11 protein-coding genes are annotated in these 13,032 nt (G+C 42.9%); 8 read left to right on the top strand and 3 right to left on the bottom strand.

Going from position 1 to position 13,032, the window contains the following annotated elements:
- Positions 1-185 precede the first annotated feature (185 nt).
- The 3 genes from fadB (at position 186) to F973_RS13380 (ending at position 4,316) form a co-directional block, all read left to right on the top strand.
- Complete coding sequence (gene fadB, locus F973_RS13370; RefSeq protein WP_004762298.1) at positions 186-2,339, top strand: fatty acid oxidation complex subunit alpha FadB; 2,154 nt, start codon at positions 186-188, stop codon at positions 2,337-2,339.
- Positions 2,340-2,351: 12 nt separating this feature from the next.
- Positions 2,352-3,527, top strand: a complete 1,176-nt coding sequence (fadA, locus tag F973_RS13375) for an acetyl-CoA C-acyltransferase FadA (protein ID WP_004762300.1) — start codon at positions 2,352-2,354, stop codon at positions 3,525-3,527.
- A 165-nt stretch (positions 3,528-3,692) separates the two neighbouring features.
- Positions 3,693-4,316, top strand: coding sequence for a PH domain-containing protein (locus F973_RS13380; protein ID WP_004762302.1), 624 nt, complete (start codon positions 3,693-3,695; stop codon positions 4,314-4,316).
- A gap of 55 nt (positions 4,317-4,371) precedes the next feature.
- On the opposite strand, the gene F973_RS13385 is transcribed toward F973_RS13380, so the two are convergent.
- Positions 4,372-4,884: a hypothetical protein gene (locus tag F973_RS13385; RefSeq protein WP_004762305.1), complete on the bottom strand. Its 513-nt coding sequence runs from the start codon at positions 4,882-4,884 to the stop codon at positions 4,372-4,374.
- A gap of 304 nt (positions 4,885-5,188) precedes the next feature.
- Here F973_RS13385 and F973_RS13390 point away from each other — a divergent pair, with 304 nt between their 5' ends.
- Positions 5,189-5,887: a YidX family protein gene (locus tag F973_RS13390; protein WP_004762306.1), complete on the top strand. Its 699-nt coding sequence runs from the start codon at positions 5,189-5,191 to the stop codon at positions 5,885-5,887.
- Positions 5,888-5,945: 58 nt separating this feature from the next.
- On the opposite strand, the gene F973_RS13395 is transcribed toward F973_RS13390, so the two are convergent.
- Entirely contained in the window at positions 5,946-6,695 is a 750-nt protein-coding gene (locus tag F973_RS13395) for a hypothetical protein (protein WP_004762308.1), read from the bottom strand.
- A gap of 176 nt (positions 6,696-6,871) precedes the next feature.
- On the opposite strand from F973_RS13395, the gene F973_RS13400 reads away from it, so the two are divergent.
- The 4 genes from F973_RS13400 (at position 6,872) to F973_RS13415 (ending at position 10,967) form a co-directional block, all read left to right on the top strand.
- Positions 6,872-7,567 (top strand): DsbA family oxidoreductase, encoded by a 696-nt coding sequence (locus F973_RS13400; RefSeq protein WP_004762309.1) that lies wholly within the window; start codon positions 6,872-6,874, stop codon positions 7,565-7,567.
- A 392-nt stretch (positions 7,568-7,959) separates the two neighbouring features.
- A complete protein-coding gene (locus F973_RS13405; RefSeq protein ID WP_004762310.1) occupies positions 7,960-8,145 on the top strand; it encodes a hypothetical protein in 186 nt (61 codons plus the stop codon).
- Positions 8,146-8,156: 11 nt separating this feature from the next.
- Complete coding sequence (locus F973_RS13410) at positions 8,157-9,581, top strand: hypothetical protein (protein ID WP_004762311.1); 1,425 nt, start codon at positions 8,157-8,159, stop codon at positions 9,579-9,581.
- A gap of 324 nt (positions 9,582-9,905) precedes the next feature.
- On the top strand, positions 9,906-10,967 hold the full coding sequence (locus F973_RS13415; RefSeq protein ID WP_004762313.1) for a hypothetical protein: 1,062 nt from the start codon (positions 9,906-9,908) through the stop codon (positions 10,965-10,967).
- Positions 10,968-11,058: 91 nt separating this feature from the next.
- Here the strand turns inward: F973_RS13415 and htpG are convergent, their stop codons facing one another.
- The gene (gene htpG / locus F973_RS13420) at positions 11,059-12,978 is read right to left on the bottom strand and encodes a molecular chaperone HtpG (protein WP_004762314.1); all 1,920 of its coding nucleotides are present in this window, start codon (positions 12,976-12,978) and stop codon (positions 11,059-11,061) included.
- Positions 12,979-13,032 lie beyond the last annotated feature (54 nt).

Consider the following 13,032-nt stretch of genomic DNA (forward strand, 5'->3'; position numbering starts at 1 on the left):
CCTAGCTGATTCACACAATCGATGAGTTACAACAAATTGATGACCCTCGCGTCACGGCTTGATACAACTTGTTATGTTCTTTTTGGATATAGTTATCGTAAGATTAGCGAAGCATTTTTGCGCCTTTCCAGGCGCATAAGCTTTATGACATCAACTTAGAATCCTCCACAACAAGGAGATCAGGCATGATCCACGCTGGCAATGCCATTACCGTCCAAATGCTTGCGGACGGAATTGCAGAATTCCGCTTTGACCTACAAGGTGAGTCGGTTAATAAATTTAACCGCGCAACCATCGAAGACTTCCAGGCAGCGATTGCTGCAGTTAAAGCCAATAACGACATTAAAGGCTTAATCGTTACTTCGGCTAAATCAACATTTATCGTTGGTGCAGATATTACTGAATTTGGCGACAACTTCGCTGCTGGTGAACAAGCAATTGTTGATTGGCTTATGCCTGTCCATGAAATCTTCAACAGCTTTGAAGATTTAGACATCCCTAAAGTTGCTGCAATCAACGGCACAGCATTGGGTGGCGGTTTTGAAATGTGTCTGGTATGTGACTATCGTGTCATGTCAGAGCAGGCACAGGTTGGCTTACCAGAAATCAAACTCGGGATATACCCTGGTTTCGGTGGCAGTGTACGTTTAAGCCGTTTAATCGGTATCGACAATGCTGTTGAGTGGATGGCAATGGCGAACCCGAAAAAACCAGCTGCTGCACTGAAAGATGGTGCTGTAGATGCAGTTGTTGCTGCTGACAAACTACAAGAAGCAGCAATTGACTTGGTAAAACAAGCCATTTCAGGTCGTTTAAACTGGAAAGCGAAACGCCAAGAAAAATTAGACCCAGTAAAGTTGAATGCCTTAGAACAAATGATGGCATTCAATAGCGCGAAGGGTGCGGTTCTTGCAAAAGCAAATCCTGCACAATATCCTGCGCCAAAACTATTACTTGATTCATTACAAGCAGGCGCAAGCCTAGGCCGTGATGGTGCTTTAAAAGCTGAAGCTGAAGGCTTTGCCAAAGCTGCGGTAACACCTCAAGCAGGCGCACTGATTGGTCTATTCATCAATGACCAAGTGGTAAAGAAAACTGCGAAAAAATATGAAAAAGGTGCTCACCCTGTCAACCAAGCAGCTGTATTAGGTGCGGGTATCATGGGTGGTGGTATTGCTTACCAAGCGGCAAGCAAAGGCACTCCAATCATCATGAAAGATATTGGGAACCCACAACTTGCATTAGGTATGAAAGAAGCGAATGGCTTGCTAACAAAGCAAGTTGAACGCAACAAAATGAAACCTGCACAAATGGGCGAAACCCTTGCTCGCATCCGTCCTACTTTAAGTTACGATGAGTTTAAAGAAGTGGACATCGTGATTGAAGCGGTAACTGAAAACCCTAAAGTTAAAGAAATCGTACTTGCAGATACAGAAAAGCATGTTCGTGAAAACACGATCATTGCATCTAACACATCTACAATCTCGATTACACGCCTTGCGAAAGCATTACAACGTCCTGAAAACTTCGTTGGTATGCACTTCTTCAACCCAGTACACATGATGCCATTGGTTGAAGTTATTCGTGGTGAAAAAACTTCTGATGAAGCCATCGCAACAACTGTTGTTCTTGCTCAGAAAATGGGTAAAACACCGATCGTTGTAAACGACTGCCCAGGTTTCTTAGTAAACCGCGTATTGTTCCCTTACTTCGGTGCATTCGACCTACTCGTTAAAGACGGTGCTGACTTCCAGCAAGTGGATAATGTAATGGCGAAATTTGGCTGGCCTATGGGTCCTGCATACTTGATCGATGTTGTTGGTATCGATACAGGTGTACATGGCGCAGAAGTAATGGCTGAAGGTTTCCCTGATCGTATGAAGCCTGACTACAAAGGTTCTATCGAAGCGATGTATGAAGCAAAACGTCTTGGTCAAAAGAATGACGTTGGTTTCTACAAATACGTGTTAGATAAGAAAGGTAAGAAAGCGAAAACTGTTGATCCAACAGCTTACGAAATCATTGCGCCTTTCGTGACTGGCGAAAAGCGTGAATTTGATCCACAAGAAATCATTGACCGTATGATGCTTGCTTTCTGTAACGAAACGGTTCGTTGCTTAGAAGACAACATTGTTGCAACTGCTTCTGAAGCAGATATGGCGATGATCATGGGTGTAGGTTTCCCTCCATTCCGTGGTGGTCCATGCCGTTATATCGACCAAACAGGTGTTGCTGAATACGTTGCCCTTTGCGACAAATATGCACACTTAGGTAAGGCTTATGAAGCGCCACAAATGTTGCGTGACATGGCTGCTAACAACAAAAAATTCTACGGTTAAGGAGCGACGTGAATGGCTACTTTAAATCCACGTGACGTTGTGATTGTCGATGGCGTTCGTTCTGCCATGGGCAAATCACGTAACGGCATGTTCCGCAATGTACGTGCCGACAGTTTATCTGCTGAACTCGTACGTGCTCTTGTTGCTCGTAACCAGTTCGACACCAATGAAGTTGAAGATGTCATCTGGGGCTGTGTCAACCAAACTTTAGAGCAAGGGATGAACATTGCTCGTAATATTGGTTTATTGGCTGATATTCCAAAGACTGCTGGCGGTCAAACGGTTAACCGTTTGTGTGGTTCTTCTATGCAAGCAATCCACACGGCTGCTGCACAGATTGCAACCAATCAAGGTGATGTATTCATCATCGGTGGTGTAGAGCATATGGGTCACGTAGGTATGATGCACGGCATCGACCTTAACCCTGAAGCGTCTAAACACTATGCCAAAGCATCTAACATGATGGGCTTAACTGCTGAAATGTTGGGTCGTATGAACGGTATCTCTCGTGAAGAACAAGATGCGTTCGGTGTTGAATCTCACCGTCGTGCATGGGCTGCAACACAAGAAGGTCGTTTCAAAAACGAAATCGTGGGTGTTGAAGGTCACGATCAAAATGGCTTCAAAATCTTATGTGATGTCGACGAAGTCATTCGTCCAGATGCCAACCTTGAAGCATTTGCGGCATTGCGTCCAGTGTTCGACCCAAGTAAAGCAGGTACAGTAACCGCTGCGACTTCTTCTGCGCTTTCTGACGGCGCATCTGCAATGTTGTTGATGTCTGCTGAACGTGCGCAGTCACTTGGTTTAAAACCACGTGCTGTGATTCGTTCTATGGCTATTGCAGGATGTGATGCTGCGATCATGGGTTACGGTCCAGTACCAGCAACTCAAAAAGCGCTTAAACGTGCTGGTTTAACGATGGCGGATATCCAAACTATCGAATTAAACGAAGCATTTGCTGCTCAAGGCTTATCAGTCATGAAAGGCTTAGGCGTCTATGACAAACAAGACATCATCAACTTGAATGGTGGTGCGATTGCATTGGGTCACCCATTGGGCTGTTCAGGTGCACGTATCACAACAACATTGTTAAACGTGATGGAACAACAAGATACTCAAATCGGTCTTGCGACGATGTGTATCGGTCTTGGTCAAGGTATCGCGACTATTATCGAACGTGTGTAATCAACACTGAGATAAAAAGAAAATCCCCGTGCTAAGCGGGGATTTTTTATACTAGAAACTCATTTCAAGGCTGTATTGAATTCTTAAAACACAAATGTTCACTCTAGACAGAACAATACTTCGCCAATTATGATCCTAACTCCAATAAACGATAAGGTTCTAACAATGTTTAAAAATATGGCAGCAGATTTAATGGGAACCAGTGATATCGGTAAGATTATTGAACCGCAAGATTATGATAAAACTGATATTGATGACTATATTTTCCATGAAGACAATGAAAAGATTTTCTTCTTGATCAAAGCAAAAACGGATGAGTATTGCTTTACCAATACTGCCTTTATACATTTAGATGGAACCAGTGCTGTCAGTAAAAAACGTACCCTTTATCGCTATCCATATAAACACTATCAGATCAGTCGGGTACTTCTAGAAACAGCAGGTACAATTGATCGGGACGTCGAAATCAAATTCCAACTCGGTGGTGCAAGTTATTCAATTGATATTGAAAAATCACAAATTGAAAAAGTCCGTGATCTATATAAAGCCCTATTTAGTATTGGCGAAGCATGCAAAGAAATTGAACGCCAAATGAATTCGCTAGTCATCACTCAGCAAGCTGTAAATAATATGTTTTCCTTACGTGAATTATCAGAACAGGTTTTGCTAAACTTGCCAGATATTATTTCACAAACCACAATCCAGGTTGAAAACAAGTTTACAGAGCGCAGAAAACAAATAGAAAATTATGATTTCTCTAGGATTTTTGAACGTTATCTAAAACAATAAAAGGCTACCCCCGCATTATATATGTGGGGGTTTTCCCAACAACAATTCAAAATCTTTAGCGCATAAGAAATTGATTTTGACTTTTTAACTCATCCCGAATCTGCTGCTGTAATCTCAAAACCGCATCAAAATTAATTTTTATTGTTCCATCACGAATGCCATCGACATTATCACGAGTAATATTAAAAGGTTGCAACATTTTAAAAAGCCCATTGGTTGGGTCTGATGACTGAAAACCCGCCGCCACAGCAAAAATATTATAGGGTTGCAATGTCAATGGAATCTGCGATGGATCAGGATCGTCTACTTTCGGCTGATAATCGACTGTAACTGTGCTTTCTTTTATTGGCTCATTCTGCATATCACTATGGGTCTTATATATGCGGTGTTGCAAAGCCTGACGCACTTTCATGTCTTCCTGAAATGGAACAGGTCCCACTTCTTCACGCAACTCAGATTCAGCCATCACGCGAATCGTTGGCAATGTAGTCACCTCTTCTGCCTGCACGGTTGGTAATGCCATAAAAGCACATAGGGAAAGAAAGACAGATCGTTTTAGAAAGTTCATCGCTTGCTCCAAATATCTCTCATCCATAAGAAAACAGTGAGTTAAATAAAAGCATCTATGAATAGGCTACAACAAAGTGCTGTTCAATTCAGTATGGCTCAGATAAACGGTCACCATGATTCAAAATTTGAACCAAAGATAAAATCCATGTTTGAGACTGATTATGTTTAATCTTTGTAAATATGGTCATATTTGGTTGATAAAACCCTCGCTTATACAAAGATTTTTTATTATCGTTCTTTCAGGATTATATCAATATCAATCATTATTTTAATTTAGAATTCAAAATATTAGGAGTAAATGGATGTTTTCACCCCTAGTCAAGGCAACACTTGGTACAGCAATCATTGCCACATTTTTAACTGGCTGTGCTACCAAAACCCTCATCACCAAAGATGGTAAAACCTATAATCGAACCACCAGAGTCACTTTGGTTGAAGACAATGTGGTTGCTTTCGGACAGCCTGCACAGGCAGCCCCGAATTTACCCAGAGACAGCATCGTCATTGCAGGACAAAAGAATAGCTATATCCTCACACAGGGTGGCTCCCAGTTTGTGAGCTTGATTGGCAAGCTTGACCCTAAAAATATTCAGATCACACGCGACCTAACTTTCTATTCTGAAAAGAACGATGGAAATTTTTCGGGCACTTTGCCACTTTCCTATGTAAAGCTTAAAGAGGATTTAAGCAAAAAAGATCTGGAGTTTTTTATTGAAAATGGCGCCAAGGAATGTTCTTCCTCCAGTGACGAACGAATGAGAGCACAACGCTTTTGCTTCGATATTAAGCTGGCAGGTGTGGTCTATCCTGCTGCCAATAACCTGACCTCATTAAAAGCCTTGAGCAAGCCTTATCAGGTCACTATTTATACCCAGAAAGAGCAAAGCTACACATCCAAACCTGGCATGAATCCTTTCGAAAAACTGGTTCTGCTGCCATTTGCAGTGGCGATTGATGTGGTGAGTCTACCTTTCCAAGCCGCAGAAAAGATCTTTGATTAAGCTTAAGCTCGCACTCAGTCATGCAATGATGTATACAAGGCACCATTGCATCACGAAATTATAATTCTTGATCTAATACTTCAACATTGTTTTGCTTAATTTTATCCATCTTCTGATTTAAGCTGAGCACATCTTGATAAAGTGCATTAAATTTTTTGACTTGTGCTGTTTCCTTAAAAAGAATCTTGTTATCTTCTCTTTGCCAAGGGTAAGTTTTTAACATATCAAACATCGCTTGTGCTTTCTCAATAACTTGTTGTTCAATCGGAAAAATGTCATGCTCCTTGTCTGTTTTCAGGTTATTTTGCAATTTTTCTTGTAAGGATTTTCTCATTTCATTATGAATGGCAAGATTTTTTGCTTGTTCAAGTGAATCTGCCTGTATTTTCTGTCTGTTTATTCCGTATTCAGTCGAGATTTTTCGAACATCATGAAGCATTTTTTCAGTCTCACGATAACCTTTTTGACGGTCTTGATCTAAACGTTCGACATCTAAAAAAGTATCCCAATTTGCTGCTTTGAGTTGCCTTAAATAAACGTTTCTTGCCTCAACATTTTGCATCCAATAACTAAGTAGAAATTCGGACATCAACTTATAATCACCAGATAAACGATCATCATGCACGTTGAGTTGTATAGGCTTGCTCCAATCCTGCGCTTGATCATAGAGTTCGCGCATTTTTTCAGCCATAACAATTTCAAACATTTGTTCGGTATTGGCTGCATTTTGCTTTACGCGATACTGATAGAAAAAGAATGTACCCAAACAAATCACGACTACAGTTAAAAATAATAAAAAACGGCGCATACAGCCTCCAAGTATATTTATATTTTTTATGTTCTGAATTTAAGTTTAATCAATCAAACATAGACTGTTAATTGATTTTTATTTCATTTCTCGTAACGGAGCATTACATTTTCATCGCTTTAAATTGACTGGCTTCACCGCTATTATCTGTTTAACTAGAATTGAAGAGATACGCCATGCGTGTGGATATTTGGTCAGATGTGGTCTGTCCTTTTTGTTATATCGGTAAAAAACGTCTTGAGCATGTGGCGGCAGAGGTAGGTATTGAACTGGAGGTGCATTGGCACAGTTATGAACTTGACCCAAACGCACCTGCAAAACATGAGGGCTCCAATACTGAGCGCCTAGCCAGAAAATATGGCCGAAGCTATGCCGAAATGGAGGAGATGCAACGTCATGTAGCTGCAATGGCGGCTACTGAAGGCATTGATTTTCAATGGCAGAAAGCCAACTCAGGCAACAGCTTCAATGCCCACCGCATCATCCATCTGGCACAGAGCAAGGGTCTGGGCAATGAGGCGGAAGAGGCCTTTTTCCATGCCTACATGACTGAGGGGCTAGCGATTGGTGAGCGTGAGGTGGTTGAGGAAATTGCCTCTCGGATTGGTTTGGACAATGCCGAAGTCGAGTATGTGCTTGATTCAGATGAATTGACCGATTTCGTTCGTCACGATGAAAAAATTGCCCGCGAACAGCTCAATATCACAGGGGTACCGTTTTTCGTGTTTGACCAGAAACTCACACTTTCTGGTGCACAGCCACGTGAGATTTTCTTGCAGGCGCTGCAACAGGCGCAGTCGGCAATAACAGAAATTGAGCAGAATGCTGCTGCGCAATGTAATGATGAAAGTTGCGAAATCAAGCCTCAATAATGCTGGTCATTGGGTAAGCTTCAACATCAGTCCGTAGCTTACCCACTCATATACAGATCTGTATAATTCCTTTTTATATCAAACTTTTATCATCGAAAAACCACCTTTTATCCAGGGTCATCATTCTGTCATTTTTTAAGCGCTCCTTTTCGCTGGACTTTTCATCAGCAGATATGTGCGGCTAGTCACAACTCAGCCATAAATTTATAGATACAATTTAGTTTTTTGATCTAATTAACCGATGCATACTTTTAAAATGTTTTTATTTTCAAAGCTAAACCATGAACAATTTCTCTATTTGGAATAGCTAAATGAGATTTTTCACTAACTCATAGGCTATGGATTTTGCATTGTTTTCTTCTATAATCGTCATAAAGTGACATTCTTTTGTTATGGAAATGCAAGCGTTACAAGCCCTCATTAAAGGTCGGACCCCACCAGAACAAATATGCATTGAACAGCTTGTAACGTGGGCGAAACAGCATCCTTCAACGACTACAACTGAATACAGACTGTTAGGGATTGCTGTCAATATTGTACTGCTTCACTATTTAAAACAGGCTCAAGCCTATCTCTAAGGAAACTATTGATGGACGTATTAGAGAAAGCTCTTTTGGTTGATGAGCTCAAAACTCTCATTGATAGGCTCAATGACAATAAAACTTCGCTTTTTGAAATTGCAAAATCAAAACAACGTATTAAAGACATTTGTGCATCTTGTGATGACCCTGCCTTTCAGGACCAGTTGATCCCGTTTAAACAATTTATCCAGAATGAAGATTTTTCCGCAGAAGAACTCGCAGATTATGGCTACACCATGACCTATCGTGGCACCTTTAACTTTATGGGGCGCGTTGAAAATGCCCTGTTTGCTTCTGGGGACATGGGCTGGGCCGCCTTACGTCAGGCACAGTACTGGCAAGTGTGGGTGATTCGCCCTGCCCTGTCTTTCCTTAAAAGCCCGTGGATGAACTCATCTCAGGATGCGTTAAAATGGCTACAGCGCCATGCCAGCGACTATGTAAAAACAGATGATGAGCTTGACCACCTCATCCCTGTTCTGGAACCCATGCAACAGAATTCGGCAGATGGCCTTTCAGGTCAGGCAGCTCATAAGGATGCGCTATCTATAATGAGAGAGGAAACAGCGAACTTTCAGATTCAACTGGAAGCACTTATTCAGGAAAAAATACAACCTGTTGCATCCACGGCGACCGCCACACGCGCCAAATCTGGTTTTAAACAGAATGTACGCCCCGCAGCAAACCTGAACAAGGCCAAGCCAATTGCACTGAAAGACTTTAATCTGGATGGTTTGCTCTGTCGTCTGGAACGTGTAGACGCACGTACATTCCCTTCGCTTTACCGTGTTGATCTGCACAATGACATTGACCAGAACATTAAAATCGACTGGCTCTATCTCAAGGCAGAAAATGATGTACAGCCGATCTGGGAATCTGCACAGGTTTTTATTGCAGAGCAGTTGTATGCACAAGGCCAGTTCTCGCATTATGTGGTGCTCGTGGGTACACACAACATTGAATATGCGACCACCATCCTACAGGCCTATACCGACCAGCGTCACACCACAACCAGCTCCATCCACCAGACCAGCTGGACAAATTTCAAGCAGCATTACCACCAGCATGAAACCCTGTTTAATGAATGTGTCATGAATGGTACTCTGGTCTGGCAGCGCGACCAGCGGGTATATCCTTATATCCCTGTATCATTTATCAATACTCAGAAATTCATTCCATTCGAGGAAACTGCGGCAACGTTCCTAACCCCTGTTATCCTGTTAAGGGAACGCCAGAAAATCCGCATCATTCACGGTTCGGAACGCGTTAGGCTATCCAGTGAAGACCAGGCCTATCCATACCTATTGCTGGACCGTGCCGAGGGATATACCTGGCAACTGATCCGTCAGGTGATTAGCCGCCTGCCACAACCCATTTCTGTACATGACCTTTATCAGGCACTGGAAAGCAGTGCGGCCTCAGAATCATCTTAAAACCATCCTAAATTTTACCCCTTAGTCCATCATTTTTTCCTACAACATTCCAGTTGTGGCTGGAGATGATGGACTTTTATTGCAAGCCCTTATTTTCCACTGATTGACCTGTTCACTATCTACCTCTGAAATATCCTCCAACCAAGTGTCAACAAGCTTTGTTGATATGACTACTTTTTGTGTCTATCACTTGATTTTATTCAGTAAATCATCAAGAGTGGGGGTAAGAACAATATATAAGCCTGCATTATGATGATTTTCCCAAAAACAGTGTCACGACCTCTATTTTATAGCTTTATGGCGTGCTCTTTAGGTTCAACCAGCATGGTCTATGCGGCTTCAAACATTGAGCCACAGAATCCACCGCAGCCCCAACCTCCACAGACAGAAGCGGCGACATCTGAAAATTTTCTGGACTATATTCCAAAATGGGTGGATGCGACCCCAATCGTTTTTCCTGAACAGTCCAATCAGCCGATTGTGCCGCCAACGGCGGAAACGGAAGACAGAACATGGATTGATCGCAAACAGCGCACTATCCGCGAATGGACTGACCGCACCTCAGTTAAGATTGATGACTGGTTTGGGGAGATAGATCCAGAAAAGCCTGCTTCCGCCACCATCCGCTTTATGCTCGATAATTACTGGAATGAATATGACAATTACGAGGTGAAACCCCGTATTCGTGGGAAGATCAAGCTCCCAACTCTGGAGAAACGCCTGAGTCTGGTCTTCGGTGATGATACGCTGGACGATGAATTTGACAACAATATTGCCAACATCAACAATCAACCGAATCAGGATGGCAACAAAAGACTTAATTCCGAACAGACACGCGACAACAATGGCTCCATTGCCCTGCGTTTTTCAAACCTCTCCAAACGCCTGCCTTTCGAGACCGATGCCGATATTGGTATCCGTTCAGGCGATGATGTCTATCTACGTTTAAGAGCTGAGAAAAACTGGACTCTACGCAATGACTTCCATTTCAATGCGGAACAGATTTATCGTTACGGCAGTGATAGTGAAAATTATCTACGCACCAATCTGGAACTGACCCACGCACGTCCCAACCAGCCCCTTTTATCCAACCAGTTTAGCCTGATCTATGCCGATGAGCAGGATGATGACCTGACCTGGGAGAACAGGACCTTCCGCCAGCATCAATTTTTTGCCCACAACAATTTCAACTATGGCATATATACTGGTGGTTATTACAACAATAATGACCTCCGCCTAAACAGTTGGGGGCCATTTGTCTCATGGCGGCAACCGCTGTGGCGTGAATGGTTCTATGTACAGGGCGACCTGAACTACTTCAATGACCACCGCGAAGACCGTAGCCATTATGTCAGTACTTTTATTCGCTTTGAAACATTGTTCTGATGAAAACACCAGCATAATTGTGGATAACTTTAATGTTATCCATACAGACAAAAAACCTCTGACGGATCAGAGGTTTTTATTATTTAAGGGGCTACTTCAACAACAGGCTATTGATGCGTTTGACATAAGCCGCAGGGTCTTCTGGCAAGCCCCCCTCGGCAATCACCGCCTGATCAAAAATCACATTGGCAAGGTCATCAAACTGTGCTGAGCTTTCCAGTTTTTTCACTAATGGATGTTCAGGATTAATTTCCAGCGTTGGCTTGCTTTCAGGAACCGCCTGACCTGCCTGTTTCAGCATACGGATCAACTGTGGAGAGAGTTCACCCTCACTGGTGACCAAACATGCAGGTGAGTCAACCAAACGGGTGGTCACACGGACTTCCTTGGTTTTGTCCTTCAATGAAGTGCTTAAACGCTCCACCACAGGTTTAAACTGTTCAGCTGCTTCCTCAAGCGCCTTTTTCTCATCCGCATCCTGTAGATCACCTAAATCCACCGCACCTTTAGACACGTTCTGTAATGGCGTACCATCAAACTCAAAGACAAAATTCATTGCCCACTCATCGACACGGTCTGCCATGAGTAACACTTCGATGCCTTTTTTCTTGAACACTTCAAGCTGTGGTGAATTTTTCGCGGCGGTTAAGTTATCTGCTGTCACATAATAAATGGCTTTCTGCCCCTCTTTCATGCGGGCTTTATAGTCAGCCAAAGAGGTTGAGATTTCATCATTGGTCGATGTCGCATAACGTAACAGCTTTAAGATACGCTCACGGTTAGCCATATCTTCACCCAGACCTTCTTTTAACACTGAACCAAATTCAGTGTAGAAGGTCTTGAATTTTTCCTGATCTTTCTCATCTTCCGATTTTGCCAAGCTATCCAATAAGGTTAGAACACGGCGAGCATTGCCCTCACGAATGGTTTTGACATCACGGCTTTCCTGCAGCAATTCACGGCTGACATTCAACGGCAGATCGGCACTGTCCACCACGCCCTGAACGAAACGCAAGTAGTTTGGAATCAGGTTGTCTGCTTCATCCATGATGAATACACGTTTAACATAGAGCTTGATGCCCGCCTTTGCCTCACGCGTGAATAAGTCCTGCTTCGCCTGACTTGGGATATACAGCAACTGGGTATATTCGGTGCTGCCCTCAACACGGTTATGCGCCCATGCCAAAGGCTCTGCAAAATCGTGGCTCAGGTTTTTATAAAACTCGATGTATTGCTCATCAGTGATTTCACTCTTATTACGTGTCCATAACGCACTTGCTGAGTTAATCGCTTCCCATTCATCCGTCTTCACCATTTGGCCGCCTTTAGGCTCCTCACCCTCGGCAACCTCTTCCTCTTGCCAAACCTCTTTTTGCATCTGGATTGGCAGACTAATATGGTCTGAATATTTATTGATGATCTGTTTAACTTTCCACGACTCAAGATATTCCAGCGCATCATCACGTAAATGCAGAATGATGTCTGTACCACGGCTCGCCTTATCAATTTGCTGAACTTCGAACTCGCCTGTACCACCACTGATCCAGCGCACACCCTCGGCCGCATCCAGCCCCGCACGACGGGACTCCACCGTGATTTTATCGGCAACAATAAAGCCTGAATAGAAACCCACACCAAACTGGCCAATCAGTTGTGCATCGGCTTTCTGGTCACCTGTCAGTTTGGACATAAAGTCCTTGGTGCCTGATTTTGCAATGGTACCAAGGTTGTCAATCGCTTCCTGCTGGCTTAAACCAATACCGTTATCTGAAATGGTCAAGGTCTTGTTGTCTTTATCCAGAATGACACGAACATGCAGGTCTGGATCATTTTCATAATATTCAGGATGGTTGATCCCCTCAAAACGCAGCTTATCGCAGGCATCCGATGCATTGGAAATCAATTCACGCAGGAAAATTTCAGGATTGGAATAGAGGGAATGCGTCACCAAATGCAATAACTGAGCAACTTCAGCTTGGAAACTATAATTTTTTGAGGCTTGTTCACTCATAAATCACTCCTTATTTGTGAGGCTTAAATTTAGAATGATTTATGAATGGAGTAT

This window comes from Acinetobacter sp. CIP 102129, from assembly GCF_000368305.1.
GTDB lineage: Bacteria > Pseudomonadota > Gammaproteobacteria > Pseudomonadales > Moraxellaceae > Acinetobacter > Acinetobacter parvus.

What these genes read in the sequence shown, in the direction of transcription:
- F973_RS13405 (WP_004762310.1), top strand. Translation starts at nt 7,960, where the DNA reads ATGGAAATGCAAGCGTTACAAGCCCTCATTAAAGGTCGGACCCCACCA.
- htpG (WP_004762314.1), bottom strand. Translation starts at nt 12,978, where the DNA reads ATGAGTGAACAAGCCTCAAAAAATTATAGTTTCCAAGCTGAAGTTGCT.
- F973_RS13385 (WP_004762305.1), bottom strand. Translation starts at nt 4,884, where the DNA reads ATGAACTTTCTAAAACGATCTGTCTTTCTTTCCCTATGTGCTTTTATG.
- F973_RS13395 (WP_004762308.1), bottom strand. Translation starts at nt 6,695, where the DNA reads ATGCGCCGTTTTTTATTATTTTTAACTGTAGTCGTGATTTGTTTGGGT.
- F973_RS13410 (WP_004762311.1), top strand. Translation starts at nt 8,157, where the DNA reads ATGGACGTATTAGAGAAAGCTCTTTTGGTTGATGAGCTCAAAACTCTC.
- F973_RS13380 (WP_004762302.1), top strand. Translation starts at nt 3,693, where the DNA reads ATGTTTAAAAATATGGCAGCAGATTTAATGGGAACCAGTGATATCGGT.
- F973_RS13400 (WP_004762309.1), top strand. Translation starts at nt 6,872, where the DNA reads ATGCGTGTGGATATTTGGTCAGATGTGGTCTGTCCTTTTTGTTATATC.
- F973_RS13415 (WP_004762313.1), top strand. Translation starts at nt 9,906, where the DNA reads ATGGTCTATGCGGCTTCAAACATTGAGCCACAGAATCCACCGCAGCCC.
- F973_RS13390 (WP_004762306.1), top strand. Translation starts at nt 5,189, where the DNA reads ATGTTTTCACCCCTAGTCAAGGCAACACTTGGTACAGCAATCATTGCC.
- fadB (WP_004762298.1), top strand. Translation starts at nt 186, where the DNA reads ATGATCCACGCTGGCAATGCCATTACCGTCCAAATGCTTGCGGACGGA.
- fadA (WP_004762300.1), top strand. Translation starts at nt 2,352, where the DNA reads ATGGCTACTTTAAATCCACGTGACGTTGTGATTGTCGATGGCGTTCGT.